The sequence below is a fragment of the Psychroflexus longus genome, from assembly GCF_020164595.1.
GTDB classification, from domain to species: domain Bacteria; phylum Bacteroidota; class Bacteroidia; order Flavobacteriales; family Flavobacteriaceae; genus Psychroflexus; species Psychroflexus longus.
Window position 1 is genome coordinate 84,662 of sequence record NZ_JAIQZE010000005.1, and the last position, 23,349, is coordinate 108,010.

Consider the following 23,349-nt stretch of genomic DNA (forward strand, 5'->3'; position numbering starts at 1 on the left):
ATTGCAAAAATACAAAAACAAAAAGCCCCATACTCTCAATGGAATATGGGGCTTTAAATTTTATTTCAACAACTTATACTTTGATAACTGATCCATCTTGATCGTAGAAATGATATTCTAAGTAATTGTAAGCATCTCTCGGTTGGATTTTAACCCACTTTTTGAAATCAAAAAACCATTTGCTTCTCGGAGAAGGAAAGCCTTTCATAAGATAGGCAGCTATAAAAGGATGTGCTGTAAGCGTTATCTTTTTATTTCCTTTCTTTAAGATCTTTTGCAGATCCGCATTGATTTTGTTTACAATTACGATTGGAGCTTCAATTTCACCATCAGAATTTGGATCCTTTTCACTAGTCTTAATGTTCATCTCTGGACGAACACGCTGTCTTGTGATCTGGATTAAACCAAATTTACTAGGGGGCAAAATTTTATGTTTTGCTCTATCATCACTCATCTCATCTTTAAGATGTTCATAAAGTTTTCTTCGGTTGTCTGGGTTGTTCATGTCGATGAAATCCACGACTATGATTCCTCCCATGTCTCTTAATCTCAACTGACGTGCAATTTCTGTGGCACTTATCATGTTGACTTCGAGTGCTGTATCTTCTTGATTTTTGGCCTTATTACTTCTATTTCCACTATTGACATCGATCACGTGCATAGCTTCTGTATGCTCTATGACTAGGTAAGCTCCTTTCTTCATGGTTACGGTTTTTCCAAAAGACGTTTTGATTTGTCTTTCAATTCCATACTTTTCGAATATGGGAACTTTTGAGTTATAGTGAGAAACAATAGATTCACTGTCTGGAGATATTTTTCCGACATAATCTTTTATTTGTGTAAATGTAACATCATCATCTACGCTTATCGATGTAAATGAATCGTTGAACATGTCTCTTAATATTGATGAAGCTTTATTAAGCTCACCCAAAACTTTCGAGGGTTGATGTGCTTTGCTTAGCTTTTTACACATATTCTCCCATCGTTTCATCAAATTTTGAAGGTCTCTATCTATATCAGCTACTTTTTTGCCTTCTGCAACAGTTCTGATAATGACACTAAAACCTTTGGGTTTAATACTTTTTACTAATCGTTTGAGTCGATTTTTTTCTTCTTTGCTTTCAATTTTTTGTGAAACTGAAACTCTATCCGAAAAAGGAACCAAAACAATATAGCGCCCTGCAAGAGAAAGCTCGCTGCTTAATCTAGGGCCTTTTGTGGAGATAGGTTCTTTTACTACTTGTACAAGAACAGATTGGTTGGAGTGTAGCGTATCTGCTATCGATCCATTTTTATCGATTTCTTCTTCAAAAGGAAAATCTCTCAATGAGAAATTTTTCAATTGATTGGAGGTCGCTTTTTTCACAAACTTCAACATTGTTTTGACGTTTGGACCCAAGTCATGGTAATGCAAAAAACCATCTTTTTCATAACCTACATTGACAAATGCAGCGTTAAGGCCTGGCAAAGCTTTTCTTATTTTAGCTAAGAATATGTCACCAACAGAGAAATCGAAACCTTCTGTTTCTTTATGGAGCTCTATGAGTCTTCCATTTTTTAATAAGGCAAAATCTACAGCGTCGGAACTAGAACGTACTATTAATTCCTTAGTCACGCTTTTTAGATTTAGTTAGTCTGTAATAATTTACAAACTAGAATTATACATAAGTAATCCTGATAATTCTTTTTCAGAAAAGGATTACAATTAAAATTAATATAGAAATTCAATGTTCTGAACTTCAATGTCAAAGAACGTATTGAATAGGAAAAAGTAGTTATGAAACTACTTTTTCTTGTGACGGTTAGCTCTACTTCTCTTTTTTCTTTTGTGAGTAGCTACCTTATGTCTTTTTCTTTTTTTACCGCTTGGCATAGGCTTGTTTTTTATAGATTATTAAATTTATTTTACTTCAACGTTGTGTTTTACTCCTTCCACAAATATTTTTGCAGGTTTAAATGCTGGAATATTGTGAGCCGGAATCTTTATTGTAGTATTCTTTGAGATATTTCTACCCGTTTTTTCTGCTCTAGTTTTTACGATAAAGCTACCAAAACCTCTTAGATATACATTATCTCCACCTTCTAAAGAATTCTTTACCTCATCCATAAAGGTTTCTACAGTAGCTTGGACTTCATTTTTCTCTAAACCGAGTTTGTCTGAAATGTTAGCTACAATATCTGCTTTCGTCATAATTCAAAAATGTTTGTTCAGGATTAATCTTAGATTTTTTTTGAGTTTGCAAATATAAGTAATTAATCCGCAATAAATAAACACAATGCTCTAAATAGTAGGCGGATATGAATTATACTTGCAAAAAACTTGAAATGAATTTCTCTAAGCGTCTGCTAGATTGGTACAAGATAGAACATAGAGATTTACCCTGGAGACATACCAAAGATCCTTATGTCATCTGGTTAAGTGAAATCATATTACAACAAACTCAGGTCAAGCAGGGCTTACCGTACTTCGAGAAGTTTGTTTCAAAATTTCCAACCGTCCATGATCTTGCAAATGCCAGCGAAGATGAGGTTTTGAAATTGTGGCAAGGACTAGGGTATTATTCAAGAGCAAGAAATCTTCACCATACGGCCCAATTTGTTAGTAAAACCTTAAATGGAGAATTTCCAGTTAATTTCAAAGCGCTTAAGACTTTAAAAGGAGTTGGAGATTATACAGCTGCTGCCATTGCTTCTTTTGCTTACGATGAACTTGTGGCAGTAGTTGATGGCAACGTACAACGTGTGCTTTCCAGATATCTAGGCATAGACACACCCATCAATTCAACAGAAGGAATTAAAGAGTTTAAAACTAAAGCTCAGGAATTACTGGATTCTTCAAACCCTTCAATTTACAATCAGGCGATCATGGAGTTTGGGGCGTTGCACTGCAGGCCTAAATCTCCGAAGTGCATGTTTTGTGTTTTTCAGCAAGATTGTGTTGCTTTTCAACAAGGACTTCAAGAAGAACTGCCGGTCAAACTGAAGAAAACCAAAGTAAAAAAACGATACTTCAGTTATTTAGTACTTACAGATTCAGAAGAAAACACAATCGTTCAAAAAAGGAGTGGATCTGGAATCTGGCAAGGTCTCTACGAATTTCCTCTTATTGAGTCTGAAAAAGAACAAGACGAACCCATTTCTAGTGATATAAACGAACTGACTGGGCTGCCTTCTAAAAGCATTGAAGGAGTGAAAATTTATAATGACGATCCTGTCATCCATCTTTTATCTCATAGAAAAATTATGGCAACGTTTATTGAAGTGAAGATAAATGGGCTATTGTCTGACATGAAATTTTCCAAAACCTATGAAATTCATAAAATAAAAGATTTGAGTCAACTTGCTGTGCCTGTGCTTATTCAAAATTTTATAGAATCTGAATTTCCCATGGCATAATTCTTTTTCTTACATTTACATAAATTAAAAATTATGGCAGGAACACTCAACAAAGTCATGCTTATTGGTCATACTGGCGATGAAGTAAAGATGCATTATTTTGAAGGCGGAAATTGCATTGGGCGCTTTCCTTTGGCCACAAATGAAGAGTATATCAATAAAGCGACCAACGAAAAAGTAAGCAATACCGAATGGCACAATATTGTTGTGAGAAACAAAGCTGCTGAAGTTTGCGAAAAATACCTTAAAAAAGGGGATAAAGTATATATTGAAGGCCGTATCAAAACCCGTAAGTGGCAGGACGATAAAGGTATGGATAGATATTCTACAGAAATACAATGCCTGGAATTTACCTTCCTGACTCCCAAAGATGGAACAACTTCTGAAAGTGCGGGAAACTCCCAAGCTCCTCAATCTAAGCCTAATTCTAAACCTTCCCCAGCTCCAAAAATGGAGGAAGAGGAGGAAGATGATTTACCTTTTTAAAACAAAAATTCTTTAAATTTTGGAACCCGGTCCCTCGAGTTACATCTTTTTTTCTGTATTAGAATTTTCAGATGTATTAAAAATTATCTTTTTCTTTATTCTGCTTATAAGTTCTGCACTTATTTCAGGCTCTGAAGTAGCTTTGTTTTCTCTTAAACCATCAGACTTTGATGTGAAAGAAGGAAATGTGTCCAAGCAGGAGCAAATCATTATTAACCTACTAGATAAACCCAAAAAGTTATTAGCTACAATTTTGATAGCCAATAATTTTATAAACATCGCTATTGTTCTTTTGTATGCCTCTATAAGTGAGACTTTTTATGGGGATAGCACTACCTTATTTTTTGGTATTAGTCTGAAGTTTTTGATTGATGTAGGCTTGGTTACTTTTCTTATCCTGATGTTTGGTGAAATTTTACCAAAAGTCTATGCCAACAGAAATAATGTTGTATTTGCACATTTTATGGCAGTGCCTCTTAGTATTTTGGATAGATTATTTACTCCTTTAAGTTTGCCTATGAGGTCGGTGACTAACTTGATACAAACCAAATTCGGGAAGCAAAAAAGTAATCTAAGTGTCGATCAATTATCTCAGGCTTTAGAGCTTACCAGCGAGGAAGACACCTCCAAAGATGAAAAGAAAATCCTTCAAGGTATTGTTTCCTTTGGTAATACAGATACCAAGCAAGTGATGAGACCTAGACTCGATATTTTTGCGCTTAATGTTGAGCAACCTTTTTATGAAGTCATAGAAGAAATCATGGAAAATGGTTATTCCAGAATTCCCGTTTACGAGGACAATGTAGACAACATTACAGGCATATTATACATTAAAGACTTACTGCCACACCTTCAGAAGGAAAATTTTGAATGGCAACCTCTTGTTAGAGAACCTTATTTTGTGCCAGAAAACAAAAAACTTGATGATCTTCTTGCCGATTTTCAGGAACAAAAAAACCACCTAGCTATTGTAGTAGATGAATATGGTGGAACAAGCGGTTTGATATCCCTGGAAGATATTATTGAAGAAATAGTTGGGGATATAAGCGATGAGTTTGATGATGAAGATGTCATCTATTCTAAAATTAATGAATCCACATATGTGTTTGAAGGTAAAACACCATTGAAGGACTTTTACAAAATACTAAAGCTAGAGGAACCTAAAATTGAAGATTTTGAATCCAATAAAGGGGAAGCAGAAACTCTTGCAGGTTTTGTACTAGAGTCTTCAAAAGGTTTTCCTAAGAAAGGCCAAGTTATTGCCTTTAGCAACTTTGATTTTACCGTTGAAGCACTTGATAGTAAAAGGATAGTTCAGCTAAAAGTGAAGATCAACAAGGACAAAATTTTAGATAATGCATAGGATTTTTTTAATTCTCACATTGGTAATTATTTGCTCGTGCACCGACTCTACACAGCCCAAACCCTCTGGCTTTTTAGCTTTAGAGTACAAGCAAGCTCAATATAGTAGAGTGGATCCAGATTGTCCCTTTTCTTTTGAAAAAAATGATTTTTCAGATTTAGAAAAAGACAATCCAAATCAGCCTTGTTGGCTCAACCTCAACTACCCTGGGATGAACGCCAAGATATACCTAAGCTATTCACCTGTAGAGAATAATTTAAGGGAGTTGCTTATTGATGCTCAAAAGCTTCCCGAAAAGCACACTATCAAAGCGGATCTTATTGAAGCCAGCATTTATGAAAATAAAACAAATCAGACCTTTGGAAATTTTTATAATGTGGAAGGCGACGCTGCTTCACCAGCTCAATTCTATATCACCGATAGCACTTCCCATTTTTTGACCGGATCTTTATACTTTGAAGTAAAGCCCAATTACGACTCTATACTTCCCGCGGCCAATTATCTCAAAAATGACATGAGACATTTGATGGAAACTTTGGAGTGGGAGTAAGTTTCGAGCTGTATTGATCCTAAGAGTTTTTTAATTCCTCTACTTATTTTATATACTTATTCGTTACCGCAATTAAAAGAATTAATGCAACCGAAAAATATTAAGATAGTTTTGATGAATTTAATCCATTAAGATTTGTTTTTTGAGATAAAAGCTAACTACTCAAAACATAAAGCTGATTTTTTTGATAACCTTAAGTATCTAAAAAAAAGCAAAGTGTTGGTAGTTAAACTATTAAAGGACTCATTGAGATAAATAAAGAATACTTCTTGTTTGATAAACGAGGCTTACTATTATAACAGAAACAGCGTGTAGAATAGCAAATAAGAATTACACAACCTTCATTTTTTATGAAGACATGTTAACTAAGGCAAATTAAAGTCTAATTTTAATGTCAATACATTTCAAACAAGTGAGCTCAATATCTAGCTCTAAAAAGAGAGATTTTTTCACTCAAATAAAAGTTATTTTTATATTCATAACAGTGAATTTTGTAGAAAATCATATATTACTGAATTAATGTTAATTGACGATGAAAAATTAACATGCTAATTAATACTTATAAATGAACTCTGTAATAAAAATTTCAATTCTTTATTTATTAATTTTTTTCTCAATTCAGCGGGGTAAATGCTCAGGATATTGAATTTGTAAAGGGAAGGCTTATTAACTCTAAAGATAAATCACCTATCCCATTTGCTACCTTACTCATTAAGAATAAGTCAAAAGGTGTAATATCTAATAGTGACGGAGGGTTTAAAATACCTTTTGAACTTTATAAGAAAGACACTCTACTTATTTCTTCTATAGGGTATGCTTCAAAAGAAATAGCAATAAGTAGTCTTGATAAGAGTAAAATAAATCTCATTGTTTTATTAGAACAAATAGAACAATTAGATGAAGTATTACTTGTAGATGCTCCCAGGAAAAAGAGAAAAAGAAATGCTAAGAATATTGTCAATTTAGCTATTAAAAATATTACTAATAATTATTCATTTTCTCCATATTCTTATATAGGTTATTATAGAGATTATCAAATAAAAGAAAAAGAATATCTGAATTTGAATGAAGCCTTATTGGAAGTTTTTGACCCTGGCTTTGGAGTTGCTGATTTAAAAGGAACTCAAACACGGATATATCAAAATAAAAATAATAATAACTTCCAAACTGACACAATTGCATCATAACCATATGATTACGATAACAAAAGTAAATTTATTACATCTGGCAGTATTAATAATAGAGGCGGAAATGAGTATACAATACTTCGTATACATGATGCTGTACGCAATTACAATATAGATAGCTACGACTTTGTAAACCAGTTGAACAAAGACTTTATAAAAAATCATGAGTTCAAACATTTACAATCTACTTCCATTGACGGTATTCCGCTTTATTCAATAAGCATTTATAGAAAACAAGATAGTATAGAAGTACTTGGTGAAATATTTATAAGTAAAGGCGATTTTAAAATTTATAAAATGGATTATGCCGTTTTTGATCTATCAAAAGCAAAAGAGACCAAAATTGGGAAGTTAGTTTATGAGATAAAAGTAGAATACAAACCGTATAAAGGTAAAATGTATCTAAATTACATCTCTTTTAATAATGCATTTGAAGTCCTTCAACCACCAGCATTTTTTCCTATAGATGCGAAAATCCATTATAAGAAAGAAGTTGTTTCCAACTATACCAATCTGAATTTCAATAAAATGGAGCTTGAATTTAATAATACCCCAGATATAAAAAATGTTCTAAGAAAAAGAAATTACCAAGTACGGTATGAAGGTGAGAAATTGAAAATTGTCAATGTAGAGTTAAATAAGGATATGGTTGTACTATACCTAGATGAAGAATTAAAGGTGCCTTCATGGAAGTTAAGAAATTCATCTATAGAGGATTATGTAAGCGTAAAAATCAAAAAAATAAAGGACACTTATGGTAATTTGATAAATGAACAGAAATACAAAGATTATTATCAATTCAGAGAGTTTTTTGTTCAAGAACTAAAGGTCAATTCAAACATCCCAGCAGATGATTTATACATGCAAAAAAATAAATCAATATTCAATAATCAACCTATAGCTCCTTTTGAGAATACTGAAGATTATTGGCTTAAAACTCGACTCAAGAAAGAGAAAATTTTTGAAAATGTAAAAAAAACAGTTGAATTATAAGCTAATTATATGAGATAACAAACTCATTTCATTTACAGCGATTTAGTTCTTAAATTGTAACAGTAAATACGTTTTTATTTCAACTCTTTTCGACAACACAAATTACATATTAAAAGCCATAGAAAACGTTGGGGAGAACTCGAAATCCTTCAGCATAACAGTTTTTCGGTGTCTGAGGAATTAATTAATCCTAATTAACGAGACCACAACAGTGGACGTTTAGAAATTATTTCCCTTTATCAGCTAGTAGAATTGAACATAAAGAAGAATTCTGATTTTGAAGATTTCATAAGACTGAGTGTTCTAATTATAAACTATTTATAAAGTCTCTGCTGTTATTCGAGATAAAGCTAGATTTATGCAAAATTTATATCTCATGAAAACACCATTAGTTTATTTAGCCATTAGTGTAATTACACTGATAGGCTGTAAAAATTCAAATTCTAGTCAAGAAGAAGCTCAAAGCGAAGAAGTCGCTGAAAATTCAGAAAAGGTAAGTAGCAAATTTGATATTACACCTATTTCCCATGCCACAGCAGTTTTTGAAATAGACAACACCATTTTCTATATCGACCCTGTTGGTGGAGCAGAAGCATTTGAAGGTCAGCCTAGCCCAGACATGATTTTAGTTACCGATATTCACGGAGATCACTTCAATATGGAAACTTTGGAAGCGGTGGCAACATCAGAAACCAAAATTATTGTGCCACAAGCAGTTGCAGATAAAATTGAAGGTTCACTTACCAGTCAGTTAGTGATTTTAAAAAATGAAGAAACCAAAACCTTAAGCGGCTTCAACATAGAAGGAATCGCTATGTATAACCAAGGAGATGAAGATAAAGTTTATCATACCAAAGGAAGAGGAAACGGTTATGTAATTGAAAAAGGAGATATGAGGATTTATTTTTCTGGCGATACTGAAGATGTTCCAGAAATGAGAGCTTTAAAAAATATAGACAAAGCTTTTGTCTGTATGAACCTTCCGTACACCATGAATGTAGAAACTGCAGCCGAAGGTGTCCTTGCATTTCAACCCAAAGAAGTTTATCCTTATCATTATCGAGGACAAGGAGGTTTATCTGATGTAGATAAGTTCAAGTCTCTGGTGAACCAAAGCAATGAAAACATACAAGTCAATCTTTTGAATTGGTATCCAACCCAAGAATAAAACTTAATTAATATAATTCTATTTTCAGGCTTTGATGTGAATCAAAGCCTGAAAAGTTTTAACCCTACTTTATTAAAAGTCTCTAAGAATAAAACTCACTTTTGCAAAAAATAAATTGATTTGAATGCACATTCCTTAAAGTGGATCTTTCTTTTTTCTCTGGCTTTGCTTTGGGGAAGTTCTTTCATTCTCATCAAAAAAGGTTTAGTCGGGTTTTCGCCATTACAACTTACCGCCTTACGAGTCTTAATTACAGGTGTTTTTTTAGGTATTATTGGTTTTAAAAAAGTAAGGCAAATTCAAAAATGGCAGTGGAAATGGATTGCTATTTCTGGCTTTATCGGCACTATGTTTCCCACCTTGTTATTCTCTTATGCTGAAACTGAAATTGATAGTGCTATCGCTTCTATTCTGAATTCAACAGTGCCTTTACTAGCGCTTGTAACTGGTATTATATTTTTTAGTAATCAGTTTATCAAAAAACAATTTATTGGAGTCGTTATCGGGTTGGTGGGTTCAGTGCTTTTGATTTTAGCTGGTGCTTCTCTCAATCCCAACCAGAATTATTGGTTTGCAGCTTTACCTGTTATTGCCTCGCTTATGTACGCTTTCAATGCTAATATTTTGAAATCTTATTTAGAAAAAATTTCTGCACTTGGTATTGCAACAGGTTCATTTCTGATTTTAATTCCGTTTGCTTTAGGCATTTTAGTATTTACAGGTTTTTTTAATGCTGAATTTTTAGCTCAAGATGAGGTACAAACTTCATTGCTTTACGTTACGATTCTGGCCCTTTTTGGGACTGCTTTGGCCAAAATCATATTCAACAGACTTATTCAATTATCCAATGCTGTATTTTCCACTTCGGTAACTTATTTGATACCAGTAGTGGCTTTATTTTGGGGATTTCTGGATGGAGAGCAATTTAATCTACTTCAGCTTGCTTCTGGTGGCGTGATTCTTCTTGGGGTTTATATTTCTAACCGAAAGAAAAAACAGAAAAAGGAAAATGTTGAGTCATTAAAGTCTTAAGAGTTTTGAGTTAAGTTTAAACAAGACGAATTTTCTTAATTCTAATAGAGCTTAGAAATAAATACGATTTTAATTGTCAACTTAAATTAACGGACTGACCTAATAGCACAAATAGAAAAGTTGATTCTACTCGTGCTTTTTTCTTCGAAAAAACTTAAATATTTCCATCACAAAAATCATTGGTACAGCTAGCGCCAATACATACAACCACTCGTTAAAACTAATTGGCTCAGTTCTTAAGATATCTTGCATAATGGGAATTTGCATGCTCAAGATGTGAATTCCCTGAGCTAACAAAACTCCAAAAACAAGTACGACATTTCTTTTTAGTGGTACTCTGAAAGTTGAAACTCGCTCGGAACGACAGTTAAATACATGAAAGTTTTGCATAAAAACCATTAGCAGCAGAATAATATTGCGTGCATGTACTTCATTCATTTGGGTGAACGTGTTTAAATAATACCAGAGCCCAAAAGCAATTAATCCCATAGCTCCACCTGAAACTACGGTTTGACTAATCATAAGCGGGTTGAATATTTTTTCTGATGGTTTTCTTGGTTTTCGCTCCATGGCATCTGGTTCTCCGCCTTCAAATGCAAGGGAAACATCTTGTATGCCGTTAGTAACTAGGTTGAGCCAAAGTAACTGAACTGCAAGTAGCGGCAGTGGCAATCCAGCAGCAATCGATGCGAGAAAAGGGATGATTTCTGCAGCTCCCGTTGAAATCAATAGATAAATTACTTTTCGCACATTATCGAAGGCAAACCGGCCTTCTTCTACGCCTGCAACAATCGATGAAAAGTTATCGTCTACGACAATCATTGACCCCACTTCTTTTGCTACATCAGTACCCGAACCCATAGCTATGCCAATATTGGCGCGTTTAAGAGCAGGAGCATCATTCACGCCGTCACCTGTCACGGCAACAAATTCATCTTTATGAATCAACACCTCTACAATTTCAAGTTTTTGGGTTGGAGAAACTCTGGCAAAAACAGAGGTTGATGCTACCAATTTTTCAAATGCAGGATGATCTACTGCTCCTGCTTCAGTTAGCATTTGTCCAGTTACAACTGGAGTTGTTGTGTCGGCTATTCCCAACTCACGTGCTATGGCACCAGCTGTTGCTGGGTGATCTCCGGTGATCATGATTACTCTAATGCCAGCTTTATTGCATTGCTCTACAGATGTTTTTGCCTCCGGTCTTAGCGGGTCAATAAAGCCTACAAGTCCGTAAAATGTGAGTTCAGGGATATCTTTATTGTCATAAATTTCCTTTTTCTGAAAATTAGGGTATTCACCACTGGCAAAGGCTAATACACGATAACCATCTTTAGCAACTTGTTCTGCATCAGCAAGTATCTTGTTTTTGTCAATAGCTTCGATTTTACCATTCACGGACATCAAAGAACAAAAGTCGAGAACGGTTTCTACAGCGCCTTTTAGTCCTACAATTACCGAGTTGTTGATATTGTAAAATGATGCAGCGAATTTTCGTTCGGATTCATAAGGGATCTTTGCTATGGGTTGTTCTTTTCTTATCCATTCCTAGGGATCGATTCCAAGCTTGTAACTCATGCCAAGAAGGGCAACGTCCATGGCATCTCCATAATACGTCCACTTATTATTTTCATTAATTAAAGAAGTTTCGTTTGCAAAAACAGCAATTTGGGTAAGTTTTGATAATTCATGATTTCCAGAAAATTCAATTTGCTCGTTTTCATTATTGATTACTGATCCCACTCCGTTATAACCCTCGCCTTCAATAGTGAATCTTTTTCCATTCGCTAGTGCAATAAGTTTAGCCGTTTGCTCATTTACAGTTAGCGTCCCCGTTTTATCACTCGCAATCACAGTACAACTGCCCAAACTTTCAACTGCCGTCAACTTGCGAACAATTACATTTCGCTTGGCCATTCGTTTCGTCGCGATGGATAAGGCCACCGTTAAGGCTACAGGTAAACCTTCTGGTATTGCTGCTACTGCCAGGGCGACCACAAAAAAGAAGATCGCAGTCATATCCATACCTTGCAGTCGGAGTATAACAGCTAAAACAATACTCAGTACGATAATAAAAATGCTGATCTGCTTGATGAATTTCTCCATACGCTGCACCAAAGGTGGCTTAGCAGAAGCTGATTCCGTCACATCCTTCGAAATTTTACCCACCTGCGTGTTTGTGCCAGTGCTTACCACAACGCCAATACCTCTTCCTTTTAGTACTGTAGCCCCAGCAAAAGCCATATTCGTTCTTTCGGCAACGCCAAGATTTTCTTGTAATATGCTGGTTTGTTTTTTTGCTGCTATGGATTCACCGGTAAGAAAACTTTCGTCTATTTCCAACTCAGATACTTCAACTAACCTTATATCGGCAGGAACTTTCATTCCTGATTCAATAAGTATAATATCGCCTGGTACAATCTCTTCTGAAGGTATTTCTGTTTCTTTCCCCGCTCTTCTTACTCGTGCCTTAACTTTCATTAGTTTCCGAAGGCTGCTGGCGCTTTTCTCCGCATTATATTCTTGGTAAGCTCCCAAAGCACTATTGATGAAAATTACTAGAAAAATAAATAAGGCATCTTTTCCTCTCCAATGGCAACCGATGCCACAGCTGCTGCAATAAGTATAAAGATCAGTGGATTTAATAACTGATGCAAAATGATCTGCAAGAGTGTTATTCTTCGGCCTTGAGGAAGTTTATTTTCTCCGTAAAATTGAATTCGTTTATTGACTTCTTCCTGGTTCAATCCTATGTCTGAAGTTTTTAACTCGCCGTAAATTTCTTCTTTGTCGTAGGCATGCCAATGTTTTTTATCTAGGGTGTTTTGGAGGTTCATGTTCATTCTTTTTATTTCATTGACAAGCCCTTACTTTTTTCATGATTACAACCAATGGTTTTCATCGTAATGAAAATACGACTTTATCTGAAATAGATTTGGTTGAGCTTTAGCTTAAATGGCAATAGAGTAGAAGATTTAAACTACTAATCAGTCTTCAGTAGTAACCTGAAACCAGACTGTATGCTCAGGTTAACTTAGAAGCATAAAGAAATATATCTAAAAGCATCATGTAGGTTTAAAACAAAATCCCCTTTAACTCTCTTAAAGTTGGAGAAGATTTATAAGTTAATTATTAGTCATGGTGTTTACTTAAACTTCAAGACCAGTGAGCGGCCTTTTTTGAATTTTCGGTTGCCTTCGGGTCTGCCGGATCTTAGGCATTTTTGGAGTGTATATTTCTAACAGAAAGAAGAAGGAGAAAAAGACTCAGGTTTTGGAGAAAGCATAGAGGATCTACATTTCTACAAATCCTCTTTTAATTATTACACAAGTAAAATTTATATGTTGATGATAATCTCTGTAAATCATTTTTATGATTAATAAGGGCTATTTTCATCTAAAACAAGAATCTCAGATACTAAAACACCAGTGTCTGTAATTCCCTCAATAAAAAGCTTAAGAGGAGTATTGGCCGGATTATAAATGGTGAAGTTTAAATTCCCATCATTATCTATTTCACAATTTGGAATCCAGTCTATAACGCCATAGTCCTTAAAAAAATCTCCGTTATACACATTGTATTTTGGAACGTAAAAATTTTTATTCTCAGCAAAAGCTAACGGAAATTCAAACTGTTTGAAAGGCCCTCTTTTATTCTTGTTGACAAAATCCAGAGAAGTATAAATTTTTATAACCCCTCCAGCTCCTAAAAAGCCTTCTCCATAGCCATTCTCATTCACAACTATATAATCGACAATATTCATATTATAAGCGTAAAAATAATTTTGATCTACAATCAGTTGATCGTCCAGGTAAATTAATGGACTTGGGTCATTTACAAAGGACCTTGCAACCCTAGGAACTATTTCAAAGGATCCTGAGGTTTCCCTAGCAGAATAATCCGGTAAATACGCATTGACGTAATTTGCAAAGGTCAGATTACTATTTCTCTTTGTATCATCAAAAGCATAGACCTTTGTGAAAATATCCTTCTTAAGACTTTCAATTTTAGTTTCCCTCTTTTTAGCTTTTATGAAGACTTCATCAAGCTTTTGGGTTTTATTGATATCAATCAGGCTAAATTCTGATTTAGATATATTTAAAGGAATGGCAGACTGATTGGTTTGCAATACTTTTAATGGATTCTCAAAATCAGGAATTCCTGAAGGATAAAATTCTGTATCCAAATCGGACTTCCACACTTTCCCTCTTCTATTCATCGTTCCAATGCCCAGCATTTCGCTTTCCGTGGGGTAAAGATTTGAGACTACAAAACTATCTTGATCTTCAGATAAACTTACATTCACTCCACTATTCTGTTCAAGAGGGTATACCACATACTCCTTTTGTCTTTTTTATTTTGATTTGCTTTTAAGACAATACCATCTTCAAAGGCATATTTATCAGTCACATTATTATTAAAGATATAACCCCAATTGTAACTACTCCAACCCTGGGTCAGCAATAAATTGTCTAAATCGTACCTTTTTCTAGTATCTATATTTGTAAAATAGTAGTGAGCATTTTCAATATAGCTTCTTAGGTAAGGCTGCAGGTAGGTATAGGAAATAATATTGTGGTGTCTTTGATATGATTTAGTCGTTTCCGGCAGTATTGAAATACTTATGTTGGATTTTTCAGTTGATGAATTTGCCAGATCCATTAAAGGTATACTAATTCGTGTTGAATCCTTATATCTTGTAGTAATGGGAGTACCGGTATTAATAAGGTTGACTCCCTTGTAATTAAAAACCATTCGTTCTAAAACAGGAGTATTGTTTTCATCAAATAGGGTAAGGATATTTACTCCGGGAAACAATTCCTCATGATCGACTATTTTCAAGAGACTTTTTTCTTTAAACGTGACAGGTGTGCCTTTTGATCCTTTGCCATTATGAACGGTGAGCTTGTAAGCCTTGCCTTTGATATCTTTTAAAGTGCTTTGATTGGTTCTAAGTTCAATGGCTAGAAGCTTTGGAGAATTATTGACATGAACTGAAATGCCTTTAGGCTTGATGTCGTCGATTTTATAATTATAGATTTTACCAAGGTGATTAATCTCTACTTTATAGGTTTGATCTAAGCTAGGAGTCAGCTGAAATTTACCAATGCCTAAGGCATTAGTTTGAAATGATACCAAAAGCTGATTATTAGAATCATAGATTTTTCCCTCCACATTCTGAACTCCATAACCTTCATGGCTTTTAATGATAACTCCTACACTGGTTTTAACGGAATTAACAAAGAACCCGCCTTCAGGTAAAAACTGCGCATCTAGTTTTTGTGTGGTTACAGTTTTTTGGATGCTGCTTTCTTCTTCAGGATCAATGACTCTAAAAGATTCTACAAAAGCACTGGGTTCATCAAAATTCCTCATCCAATTGGTGTACGCCTTAAACGTATACTGACCAGAACTGAATAAGCTATCTATGGTAAAGACATTGCTTGTGAAGCCATTATCTACCTTTACCAGCTTGCTTTTAATGATATTATTACTGGCATCAGTAATGACACAATAAAGGTTTTTAGTAGATTCTGACGGAACTTTTAAGTCCTTATCGAGAACATAGCCACTAAACCCGATCATTTCTCCTTTTATATAAGTGCTTTTATTTAAATGACAATAAGTGACCTCTCTGTAAAGAGAACTATAATCGTCGAACGATGATATAATCTTATCTATTTTTTGTTCTTGGCTAATTAGCAGGTTACTAATTAAAAAAATCGTGATGAATACTAGTTTTTTCATGGCTTAAAGATTAATTAGAAAGACAAAGTGAAACAAATTGACCTATTAAGATCATATACACATAAATATATATAACATTCTAGGATATAAATAAGCTTTTAAAATAAAAAACCCTTTGAAAGATTTAATTTACAGATAGTTAGTGAGGTTACAGATGGTTTATTAATTTAGTCTCAGCCTAATATGAGTCACCAGATTTATAAAAGTTTCACTAATGAAATTAATAGTTTGAAACTGTGATTGAAGCACGCTAGCTTTCCATTTCAGTTAGGAAAATCAAAAATTAATGAAGGGCAAAGAGATTTTCTACTTCGTATTTTCATCTCTTATTGCTCGGTCTTTAGCTGTCATATTTAATACACAGGATCTTAAAGTTAGCAGAGAGCTTTAAGCAATGTATCGCAACTCTTCAAGTTAGCCCAAAACAAAAACCCCCCTTAAACATTAAAAAGCTTAAGGGGACTTATCAGTATATGTATGAGTTTAAATATTTATTTAAACTTCAAGACCGGCGAGCGGCCTTTTTTGAATTTTCTGTTGCCATCGGGTCTGCCAGATCTGAGGCGTTTTTGCTCTTCATAGGGCAAGTGCACAATGTCCTGGCATTGGATAGAGCAGCAGCCGTCCATTTTCTTCGCGCAGTCCTCACATTGGATAAACAGTAAATGGCAGCCGTCGTTGGCGCAGTTCACGTGAGTATCGCAGGCTTTTCCACACTGGTGACATTTGGCAATAACATCGTCGGATATTTTCTCGCTACGGCGATCATCAAACACGAAGTTTTTGCCGAAGAATTTGTTTTCGAGATTCTTGTCTTTTACCTGCCTGGCGTACTCGATGATGCCACCCTCCAGCTGATAGACTTTTTTGAACCCCTTGTGTTTGTAGTAGGCACTGGCTTTTTCGCAGCGAATGCCCCCGGTGCAGTACATCACCAAATTTTTGTCTTCTTTGTGGTCTTTAAGGTCGGCTTCGATGATGTCCAGCGACTGGCGAAAGGTATCCACATCTGGAGTGACGGCGTTTTTGAAATGGCCAATTTCACTTTCGTAGTGGTTACGCATGTCCACCAAAACCGTATTGGGGTCTTCAATCAGTTCGTTGAACTTTATCGCATCCACATGCACGCCTTTATTTGTGACATCGAAGGTGGCGTCGTTAAGCCCGTCGTGTACAATTTTGGGCCTAACTTTTATCTTGAGTTTCAGGAAAGATTTATCGTAGTGCTCGATGGCGATATTGAGGCGAACGTCCTTTAAGAAATCGATGCTATCCAAAAATGTTTTGAAGTCTTCAAACTTTTTGGCGGGTACAGAAAGCTGAGCATTAATGCCTTCATGAGCTACGTTGATACGGCCAAGAACATCCAGTTTGTTCCAGTTCAGGAACAGAAAGTCTCTAAAAGCTTTGGGATCTTTGAGTTGGTGGTACTTGTAAAAAGAAAGGGTAAAGCGCTCTTCACCAGCTTGTTCTATAAGCTGCTCCCTTTCCTTTGAACTTAGTTTATTGTACAGTTGCATGCTATACTAATATTTTAAGGTTAAAAGAAAAAAATTGAAAATGCAAAGTTAGGTTTTTCATTTAACAAAAAAGCCCTGAAAATTCAGAGCTTTTTCAACACATATATCTATGGCAAAGAGATACAAAAAATTAGTCTGGAAACACAGCGACAAAGACTTTAGCTGATTGGGCTTCAAATTGCTCTTTTAAATCTTTGATTGATAATTTTCCAATTTTATACTGAAGGTGCTTCCGGGTTCCACAAAGGATCTCAGTTTTAAATTTAAATGGCACTAGATCTTCTTTATCGTAGGAGGATATATAAACTTTGATCTGTTGGGCTGGATTAAATTCAGAACTACTAGTCTCAGCTTTTGAGTATGAATAAGTATAATCCCTCAATAGTGAAACCACATCCGAAAGCACTGCGCTTGCAGTCGGAATGCTCCCTGCTCCTTTGCCTTGTAGAAGTTGTTGCTGAGCAAATTCAGCATCGATTTGCACGGCATTATTTTCGAATTCAATTGAGGTTAGTAAATTATTATTTTTGATAAATTGAGGAGCCACAAAAGCGTTCAGTCCATCGTCATTGAGTTCAGAATGTCCCAAAACTTTTATACTGAAGTTTTTTTCTTTTGCAAATTCAATATCCTCTGGTTTGACGTGTCGTATGCCTAAATTCAAAATATCTTCAGGTGTATTCAAAACTCCAAAAGCGTGATAATTGCTAATGATGAGTTTGAATTTGGAATCCCAGCCATCGATGTCCAAAGTTGGATCCGATTCTGCAAAACCGTGTTTTTGAGCATCGGTGATGATTCTATCAAAAGGCTGTGGGTTTTGAAACAAACGTGTCAATACATAATTACAGGTTCCATTACTGATAGCCCTCAGCGATTTTATGGAGTCCTGACCAAAAGATTCTTCCAGTGTCCTTATCACAGGAATGCTTCCGCAAACCGATGCTTCGTAAAGTAAACTCACATTCTGTTTTTGGGCTAAAGAAGTAAGTTCCTGAAAATGTTCAGCGAGCATCTTTTTGTTGGCAGTAATGACATGCTTTCTTTTTTCTAAAGCTTTTTTCACAATTGAATAAGCAGCATCGGCGTCATCAATCAATTCCAAAACAAGGTTGATGTCCTCATCTTCCAAAATATCCTTGGGTTGATAGCTGAAGTGCTCTGCGTTTTTAGATCTTGGTTTATCAGGATTTTTGACAACAATAGTCTTAAGCTTTATGTTTGGAATTGTTTTTTTCTTGAGTAAATGATAAATTCCAGAACCTACACTTCCAAATCCAAATAATCCAATAGTAAGTTGTTGTGGCATTAGTTATAATTTAAAATGTTTTCGTAATACTAATTTTATGGTTTCAACTTCAATTAAAAATCCGTCGTGTCCATAGGATGAATCGATGATCTCTAGAGCTGAATCACTTATATGTTCAGCTAAAAATTTTTGTTCTTCAACAGGGAAAAGCAAATCGCTTTGAATCCCAATGACCAAAGTTTTGGCTTTGATTTTTGCAAGTGCTTTTTCACAGCTGTTTCTATTTCTACCTACATTATGGCTATCCATAGCTTTGGATAAGTACCAATAGGATTTTGCATAAAATCTCTTGGAAAGCTTTTCTCCCTGGTATTTTTGATAAGAGGATGCTCTAAAATCATCTACCGCATTTTCTTCATCTATTTGAGTGGATTGATAGGTGTTGTAGTTTCTATAACTCAGCAAAGCAATAGCTCTTGCAGCTTCTAGTCCTTTTTTTCCAGCAATTTTATCGTTGTTATAGAAAGTAGGATCCGACTCAATCGCCATGCGTTGTGTTTCATTTAAAGCAATTCCCCATGAAGAATGCTTGGGGCTGGTAGCCAGTAAAACCAGCTTTTTTATTTTATCTGGTTTTTGAATAGCCCATTCCATAGCTTGCATGCCTCCCATTGATCCGCCCATCAAATATTGGATTTCTGAAATTCCCAGATCTTCACTTAAGATGTCTAAGGTTTTGGCAATGTCCCGAATACTGAATTTTGGGAAATCCAATCCATAAACTTCATTCGTTTCAGGATTAATGCTTTGAGGAGAAGTGCTGCCATAACAAGAGCCTAGTATATTTGCACACACTACAAAATACTTATCCAGATCAATTCCATTCTTTTTGTCGAAAATACCAGGCCACCATTCTTCTGGATGTGCATTTGCCGTAAGAGCATGGCAAATCCAAATAACGTTGGAGCCTTCAGCATTGAGTTTGCCTAGAGTATTATAAGCTAACTCAAACTCTGGTAGAGTCTGACCGTTTTCTAGTTCGAAAGGATGTTGATATGAAAATACCTTAGGCATAAGCTTCCTCCTTGTAGGATGATTTTTTAATGTGATAATTGATGGGAGTTTCGTTACTCAAATTATCATTAATAGGGCAGCGTTGTTTTACATTTTTCAGCAGAAAATCAACACTTTCCTGAGTGGCATTCGTGACAAAATCAATATCAACATCCAAAGACTGAAACCCAGCCCTACCTTCTTCCGAAAGTCCTAAAAACTTGGAAGCGTCTATATTACCATTGATATTGATTTTCATATCGTAAATTTTGATCCCTAGGTCTTTAGCTGCCAGATTGATGACTACATTAAGACACCCTGCATAGCCTGCCAATAAATACTCAACAGGGTTGGCAGCTAAATCTTTTCCGCCAAGTTCGTTGGGCTCATCTACCAAGAAATTGAATTGTCTTGATGTTCCTCGATATAAGGTTGAATTAATACTCGATCCGTTTATTGAAAAGTTTGAAATACTCATAATTCTGAATTTTTTAAAGTTGTGAAAATGCCTGATCCAAGTCAGCGATAATATCGTCTATATGTTCGATGCCTACTGAAATTCTGAGCAATCCTGGAAATACTCCAGCCGCTTTTTGTTCGACTTCATCGAGCTGTTGGTGTGTGGTTGAAGAAGGATGAATTATCAAAGTTTTAGCGTCACCCACGTTGGCCGTGTGTATAATTAACTTTAGTGAATCCACCAGTTGGTCTGCTTCTTCGAGTGTAGCCTTTAGCTTAAAAGACAATACAGCTCCAAAACCGCGCTGCAAGTACTTTTTGGCATTTTCATGATATGGGGAACTTTCCAAACCAGGATAATTCACATATTCCACTTTTGGATGCTTATCAAGATATTTAGCCAGTTTTAAGGCATTTTCAGAATGGCGTTCACATCTTAAGGATAAAGTTTCTAAACCTTGAAGTAATAAAAATGAATTGAACGGACTTAAAGCTTGGCCAAAATCTCTTAGACCTTCCACTCTGGCTTTAATGGCAAAAGCGACATTAGGCAGCCCTAGTTCGTTGCCTTCACCAAACACCTCCCAGAATTTAAGTCCGTGATAACCTTCAGAAGGCTCAGTGAATCCAGGGAATTTGCCGTTACCCCAATTAAAGTTTCCTGCATCTACGAGAATCCCTCCAATGCTGTTACCATGGCCGCCAATCCACTTGGTTGCCGAACTCGTGACAATATTGGCGCCGTGTTTTATAGGCTGAGCAATCGCTCCGCCAGCACCAAATGTATTATCTACAATAAGTGGGATGTGATGCTTTTGAGCAATTTTAGCGATAGCTTCAAAATCTGGGATATTAAATTCTGGATTACCTATAGTTTCCAGGTAGATAGCTTTGGTTTTATCATCGATTAAAGCCTCAAAAGAGCTGGGTTCGTCACCATTGGCGAAGCGCGCATCAATCCCTAGTTTTTTAAATGTGACATTGAATTGATTGAAAGTTCCTCCATATACATAGGACGTAGAAACGAAATTATCTCCGGTTTGTAAAATAGTGGTGAGAGCGAGAAATTGTGCGGCAATTCCAGAGGAAGTCGCTACAGCAGAGACACCGCCTTCCAGCGCTGCTACTCGTTTCTCGAATACATCCGTAGTAGGATTCATTATTCTGGTGTAGATGTTCCCAAATTCCTCAAGGCCAAAAAGTTTTGCGGCGTGTTTAGAATTTTGAAATTGATACGAAGAAGTTTGGTGAATTGGCACTGCAATTGAACCTGTTGTTGGATCTGCTTCTTGGCCAGCGTGAAGTTGTAAACTTTCAAATTTTAATGGAGTTGACATATAAATAGTTTTATTAAGGTTATAAAATTGATATACTCGAATTACCTTCAATACTGAAGGATAGAGTTAAGATGGAAATTTTTGGGAAGTAAGCCTATGCGCACATATAGCAACAGCACGACATAGGCGTGTGCATTCGCATCGTAGATAAATAAGAAAGTAAAATTGATTTCAATTCATTTAAGAATTGAAAGAGTACGGTAGTAATTAAAAGATAGAAATTCATAGTCTTATAATTTATATTTCCCTTCTTGGGCAGGAATTAGCACCTTTCAACACTTTGTTGAGGTTGCCGAGGGTCGCGGAGCCTGTCTCTCGCCTCTTCTTTATAAATCATACACCGAAAAATGGCAGATGATGATGCAAATATAGAATAGGATTTTAATTTACAAAGACAAGGAAAAGGTTTTTTTGTTAAAAAAAGTTAATTCAAGACATTTCAATTTTTTAAATGAAAAAAGCCCTGTTTTTCAGGGCTTTTTCAAAAATGTTGTAAAAAACAACAAGGTTTGGCTAATTCGTTGTTATACATTTTTAATCCTTTGTATTAAATCAAAAATTTAACAACGTCAGCCCCCGTCGATTTTACAGCTGGAAACAGTCATAAATGAGACTGAAATCCCATGTGTATTGGTTATAGATGTCTTTTTAAGAAATTTCAAATAATAGTCTTTATGAATAGATACCAAATACTTGGAATGGTTGCGTAACTTAATTTCAATATTAAAAAGAAATACTATTTTTACAAAAAAGAATTCAATAAAACATGGCAAAAGAAAATAGCGAGAAAGATGCAAAGTTAAAAGCGCTTCAATTGACTTTGGATAAGCTAGACAAGACTTATGGAAAGGGAACCGTAATGAAAATGAGCGACCAGGCAGTACAGGATGTGGAGGCGATTTCTTCTGGGTCTTTAGGATTGGATTTAGCCTTAGGAGTTGGTGGTTACCCAAGAGGAAGAGTTATAGAAATATACGGACCAGAATCTTCAGGTAAAACAACATTGACGCTTCATGCAATTGCAGAAGCACAAAAAGCTGGCGGGATTGCCGCTTTTATCGATGCTGAACATGCCTTTGATAGAGCTTATGCTAAAAACCTAAATATAGACATAGATAATCTCATTATATCACAACCAGATCATGGTGAGCAAGCTTTAGAAATTACTGAAAATTTGATTCGTTCTGGAGCGATTGATATTATTGTGATTGACTCCGTTGCGGCTCTTACTCCTAAAAGCGAGATTGAAGGCGAAATGGGAGATTCCAAAATGGGTCTCCACGCCAGATTGATGTCTCAGGCATTGAGAAAAATGACCTCTACCATCAGTAAAACAAACTGTACTGTGATTTTCATTAACCAGTTAAGGGAGAAGATTGGAGTGATGTTTGGAAATCCAGAAACTACGACTGGTGGTAATGCTCTTAAATTTTATGCTTCTGTAAGGTTGGATATCAGACGTTCTACGCAGATCAAAAACTCCAATAGTGACGTCATGGGTAATAAAACCCGTGTGAAAGTGGTAAAAAACAAAGTAGCACCTCCATTCAAAATGGCAGAGTTTGATATCATGTATGGAACAGGAATCTCCAAAATAGGTGAAATCATCGATATTGGTGTTGATTATGAGATCATCAAAAAAGCGGGGTCTTGGTTTAGTTACGAAGACACCAAACTAGGGCAAGGTAGGGATGCTGTTAAAACTCTACTTCTTGATAATCCTGAATTGATGGAAGAGCTGGAAGTAAAAATAGTTGACGCTATAAAGTTGGCTAAATCTGAAGATTAAGCTCATTTAAATACGATTT

21 protein-coding genes, 1 pseudogene and 1 riboswitch are annotated in these 23,349 nt (G+C 35.5%); of the genes and pseudogenes, 9 read left to right on the plus strand and 13 right to left on the minus strand.

The window, feature by feature from the left end:
- Positions 1 to 73: 73 nt before the first annotated feature.
- Together LB452_RS06420 and LB452_RS06425 are read right to left on the minus strand one after the other, a co-directional pair.
- Positions 74 to 1,615 carry an Rne/Rng family ribonuclease gene (locus LB452_RS06420; protein ID WP_224460908.1) on the minus strand — a complete coding sequence of 514 codons (1,542 nt, stop codon included), beginning with the start codon at positions 1,613 to 1,615 and terminating at the stop codon, positions 74 to 76.
- Between the two features lie 285 nt (positions 1,616 to 1,900).
- A complete protein-coding gene (locus LB452_RS06425) occupies positions 1,901 to 2,191 on the minus strand; it encodes an HU family DNA-binding protein (protein WP_224460909.1) in 291 nt (96 codons plus the stop codon).
- Positions 2,192 to 2,325: 134 nt separating this feature from the next.
- On the opposite strand from LB452_RS06425, the gene mutY reads away from it, so the two are divergent.
- The 8 genes from mutY (at position 2,326) to LB452_RS06465 (ending at position 10,175) form a co-directional block, all read left to right on the plus strand.
- The gene (mutY, locus tag LB452_RS06430; RefSeq protein ID WP_224460993.1) at positions 2,326 to 3,396 is read left to right on the plus strand and encodes an A/G-specific adenine glycosylase; all 1,071 of its coding nucleotides are present in this window, start codon (positions 2,326 to 2,328) and stop codon (positions 3,394 to 3,396) included.
- Between the two features lie 33 nt (positions 3,397 to 3,429).
- Positions 3,430 to 3,882, plus strand: a complete 453-nt coding sequence (locus tag LB452_RS06435) for a single-stranded DNA-binding protein (protein ID WP_224460910.1) — start codon at positions 3,430 to 3,432, stop codon at positions 3,880 to 3,882.
- Positions 3,883 to 3,901: 19 nt separating this feature from the next.
- A complete protein-coding gene (locus LB452_RS06440; protein ID WP_224460911.1) occupies positions 3,902 to 5,245 on the plus strand; it encodes a gliding motility-associated protein GldE in 1,344 nt (447 codons plus the stop codon).
- Complete coding sequence (gene gldD, locus LB452_RS06445; protein WP_224460912.1) at positions 5,238 to 5,795, plus strand: gliding motility lipoprotein GldD; 558 nt, start codon at positions 5,238 to 5,240, stop codon at positions 5,793 to 5,795. The genes LB452_RS06440 and gldD overlap by 8 nt, the downstream gene beginning before the upstream one ends.
- Positions 5,796 to 6,436: 641 nt before the next feature.
- On the plus strand, positions 6,437 to 6,982 hold the full coding sequence (locus LB452_RS13680; protein WP_407692604.1) for a carboxypeptidase-like regulatory domain-containing protein: 546 nt from the start codon (positions 6,437 to 6,439) through the stop codon (positions 6,980 to 6,982).
- Between the two features lie 138 nt (positions 6,983 to 7,120).
- Positions 7,121 to 7,975: a hypothetical protein gene (locus LB452_RS06455; RefSeq protein ID WP_224460913.1), complete on the plus strand. Its 855-nt coding sequence runs from the start codon at positions 7,121 to 7,123 to the stop codon at positions 7,973 to 7,975.
- Between the two features lie 376 nt (positions 7,976 to 8,351).
- A complete protein-coding gene (locus LB452_RS06460) occupies positions 8,352 to 9,143 on the plus strand; it encodes an MBL fold metallo-hydrolase (protein ID WP_224460914.1) in 792 nt (263 codons plus the stop codon).
- A 120-nt stretch (positions 9,144 to 9,263) separates the two neighbouring features.
- Positions 9,264 to 10,175 carry a DMT family transporter gene (locus LB452_RS06465; protein WP_224460915.1) on the plus strand — a complete coding sequence of 304 codons (912 nt, stop codon included), beginning with the start codon at positions 9,264 to 9,266 and terminating at the stop codon, positions 10,173 to 10,175.
- A 126-nt stretch (positions 10,176 to 10,301) separates the two neighbouring features.
- Here LB452_RS06465 and LB452_RS06470 read toward each other — a convergent pair whose 3' ends face one another.
- The 11 genes and pseudogenes from LB452_RS06470 to LB452_RS06520 all read right to left on the minus strand — a co-directional run bounded on the left by LB452_RS06470 (position 10,302) and on the right by LB452_RS06520 (position 21,541).
- A complete protein-coding gene (locus LB452_RS06470; RefSeq protein WP_224460916.1) occupies positions 10,302 to 11,579 on the minus strand; it encodes a cation-translocating P-type ATPase in 1,278 nt (425 codons plus the stop codon).
- A 63-nt stretch (positions 11,580 to 11,642) separates the two neighbouring features.
- Positions 11,643 to 11,717: pseudogene (locus tag LB452_RS13625) on the minus strand (hypothetical protein); the annotation flags it as partial.
- A 6-nt stretch (positions 11,718 to 11,723) separates the two neighbouring features.
- The gene (locus tag LB452_RS06480; protein ID WP_262902978.1) at positions 11,724 to 12,713 is read right to left on the minus strand and encodes an HAD-IC family P-type ATPase; all 990 of its coding nucleotides are present in this window, start codon (positions 12,711 to 12,713) and stop codon (positions 11,724 to 11,726) included.
- A 20-nt stretch (positions 12,714 to 12,733) separates the two neighbouring features.
- Positions 12,734 to 13,012, minus strand: coding sequence for a cation-transporting P-type ATPase (locus LB452_RS06485; protein ID WP_224460917.1), 279 nt, complete (start codon positions 13,010 to 13,012; stop codon positions 12,734 to 12,736).
- A 539-nt stretch (positions 13,013 to 13,551) separates the two neighbouring features.
- Positions 13,552 to 14,511 carry a hypothetical protein gene (locus tag LB452_RS06490; RefSeq protein WP_224460918.1) on the minus strand — a complete coding sequence of 320 codons (960 nt, stop codon included), beginning with the start codon at positions 14,509 to 14,511 and terminating at the stop codon, positions 13,552 to 13,554.
- Entirely contained in the window at positions 14,478 to 15,923 is a 1,446-nt protein-coding gene (locus LB452_RS06495; protein WP_224460919.1) for a hypothetical protein, read from the minus strand. Before LB452_RS06495 ends, LB452_RS06490 begins: the two co-directional genes overlap by 34 nt.
- Before the next feature lie 491 nt (positions 15,924 to 16,414).
- Positions 16,415 to 17,443 carry an oxygen-dependent tRNA uridine(34) hydroxylase TrhO gene (trhO, locus tag LB452_RS06500; RefSeq protein WP_224460920.1) on the minus strand — a complete coding sequence of 343 codons (1,029 nt, stop codon included), beginning with the start codon at positions 17,441 to 17,443 and terminating at the stop codon, positions 16,415 to 16,417.
- Between the two features lie 130 nt (positions 17,444 to 17,573).
- Positions 17,574 to 18,752: a homoserine dehydrogenase gene (locus tag LB452_RS06505; protein ID WP_224460921.1), complete on the minus strand. Its 1,179-nt coding sequence runs from the start codon at positions 18,750 to 18,752 to the stop codon at positions 17,574 to 17,576.
- A 3-nt stretch (positions 18,753 to 18,755) separates the two neighbouring features.
- Positions 18,756 to 19,766: a homoserine O-acetyltransferase MetX gene (gene metX, locus LB452_RS06510; RefSeq protein ID WP_224460922.1), complete on the minus strand. Its 1,011-nt coding sequence runs from the start codon at positions 19,764 to 19,766 to the stop codon at positions 18,756 to 18,758.
- Positions 19,759 to 20,223, minus strand: coding sequence for an OsmC family protein (locus tag LB452_RS06515; RefSeq protein ID WP_224460923.1), 465 nt, complete (start codon positions 20,221 to 20,223; stop codon positions 19,759 to 19,761). Before LB452_RS06515 ends, metX begins: the two co-directional genes overlap by 8 nt.
- Before the next feature lie 13 nt (positions 20,224 to 20,236).
- Complete coding sequence (locus LB452_RS06520; RefSeq protein WP_224460924.1) at positions 20,237 to 21,541, minus strand: O-acetylhomoserine aminocarboxypropyltransferase/cysteine synthase family protein; 1,305 nt, start codon at positions 21,539 to 21,541, stop codon at positions 20,237 to 20,239.
- A gap of 234 nt (positions 21,542 to 21,775) precedes the next feature.
- Positions 21,776 to 21,876, minus strand: a riboswitch (SAM riboswitch).
- Positions 21,877 to 22,307: 431 nt separating this feature from the next.
- On the opposite strand from LB452_RS06520, the gene recA reads away from it, so the two are divergent.
- Positions 22,308 to 23,330, plus strand: coding sequence for a recombinase RecA (gene recA, locus LB452_RS06525; RefSeq protein ID WP_224460925.1), 1,023 nt, complete (start codon positions 22,308 to 22,310; stop codon positions 23,328 to 23,330).
- Positions 23,331 to 23,349: the final 19 nt, after the last annotated feature.

What these genes read in the sequence shown, in the direction of transcription:
- LB452_RS06425 (WP_224460909.1), bottom strand. Translation starts at nt 2,191, where the DNA reads ATGACGAAAGCAGATATTGTAGCTAACATTTCAGACAAACTCGGTTTA.
- mutY (WP_224460993.1), top strand. Translation starts at nt 2,326, where the DNA reads ATGAATTTCTCTAAGCGTCTGCTAGATTGGTACAAGATAGAACATAGA.
- LB452_RS06435 (WP_224460910.1), top strand. Translation starts at nt 3,430, where the DNA reads ATGGCAGGAACACTCAACAAAGTCATGCTTATTGGTCATACTGGCGAT.
- gldD (WP_224460912.1), top strand. Translation starts at nt 5,238, where the DNA reads ATGCATAGGATTTTTTTAATTCTCACATTGGTAATTATTTGCTCGTGC.
- LB452_RS06460 (WP_224460914.1), top strand. Translation starts at nt 8,352, where the DNA reads ATGAAAACACCATTAGTTTATTTAGCCATTAGTGTAATTACACTGATA.
- LB452_RS06470 (WP_224460916.1), bottom strand. Translation starts at nt 11,579, where the DNA reads ATGTCCGTGAATGGTAAAATCGAAGCTATTGACAAAAACAAGATACTT.
- LB452_RS06485 (WP_224460917.1), bottom strand. Translation starts at nt 13,012, where the DNA reads ATGAACCTCCAAAACACCCTAGATAAAAAACATTGGCATGCCTACGAC.
- LB452_RS06495 (WP_224460919.1), bottom strand. Translation starts at nt 15,923, where the DNA reads ATGAAAAAACTAGTATTCATCACGATTTTTTTAATTAGTAACCTGCTA.
- trhO (WP_224460920.1), bottom strand. Translation starts at nt 17,443, where the DNA reads ATGCAACTGTACAATAAACTAAGTTCAAAGGAAAGGGAGCAGCTTATA.
- LB452_RS06505 (WP_224460921.1), bottom strand. Translation starts at nt 18,752, where the DNA reads ATGCCACAACAACTTACTATTGGATTATTTGGATTTGGAAGTGTAGGT.
- metX (WP_224460922.1), bottom strand. Translation starts at nt 19,766, where the DNA reads ATGCCTAAGGTATTTTCATATCAACATCCTTTCGAACTAGAAAACGGT.
- LB452_RS06515 (WP_224460923.1), bottom strand. Translation starts at nt 20,223, where the DNA reads ATGAGTATTTCAAACTTTTCAATAAACGGATCGAGTATTAATTCAACC.
- LB452_RS06520 (WP_224460924.1), bottom strand. Translation starts at nt 21,541, where the DNA reads ATGTCAACTCCATTAAAATTTGAAAGTTTACAACTTCACGCTGGCCAA.
- recA (WP_224460925.1), top strand. Translation starts at nt 22,308, where the DNA reads ATGGCAAAAGAAAATAGCGAGAAAGATGCAAAGTTAAAAGCGCTTCAA.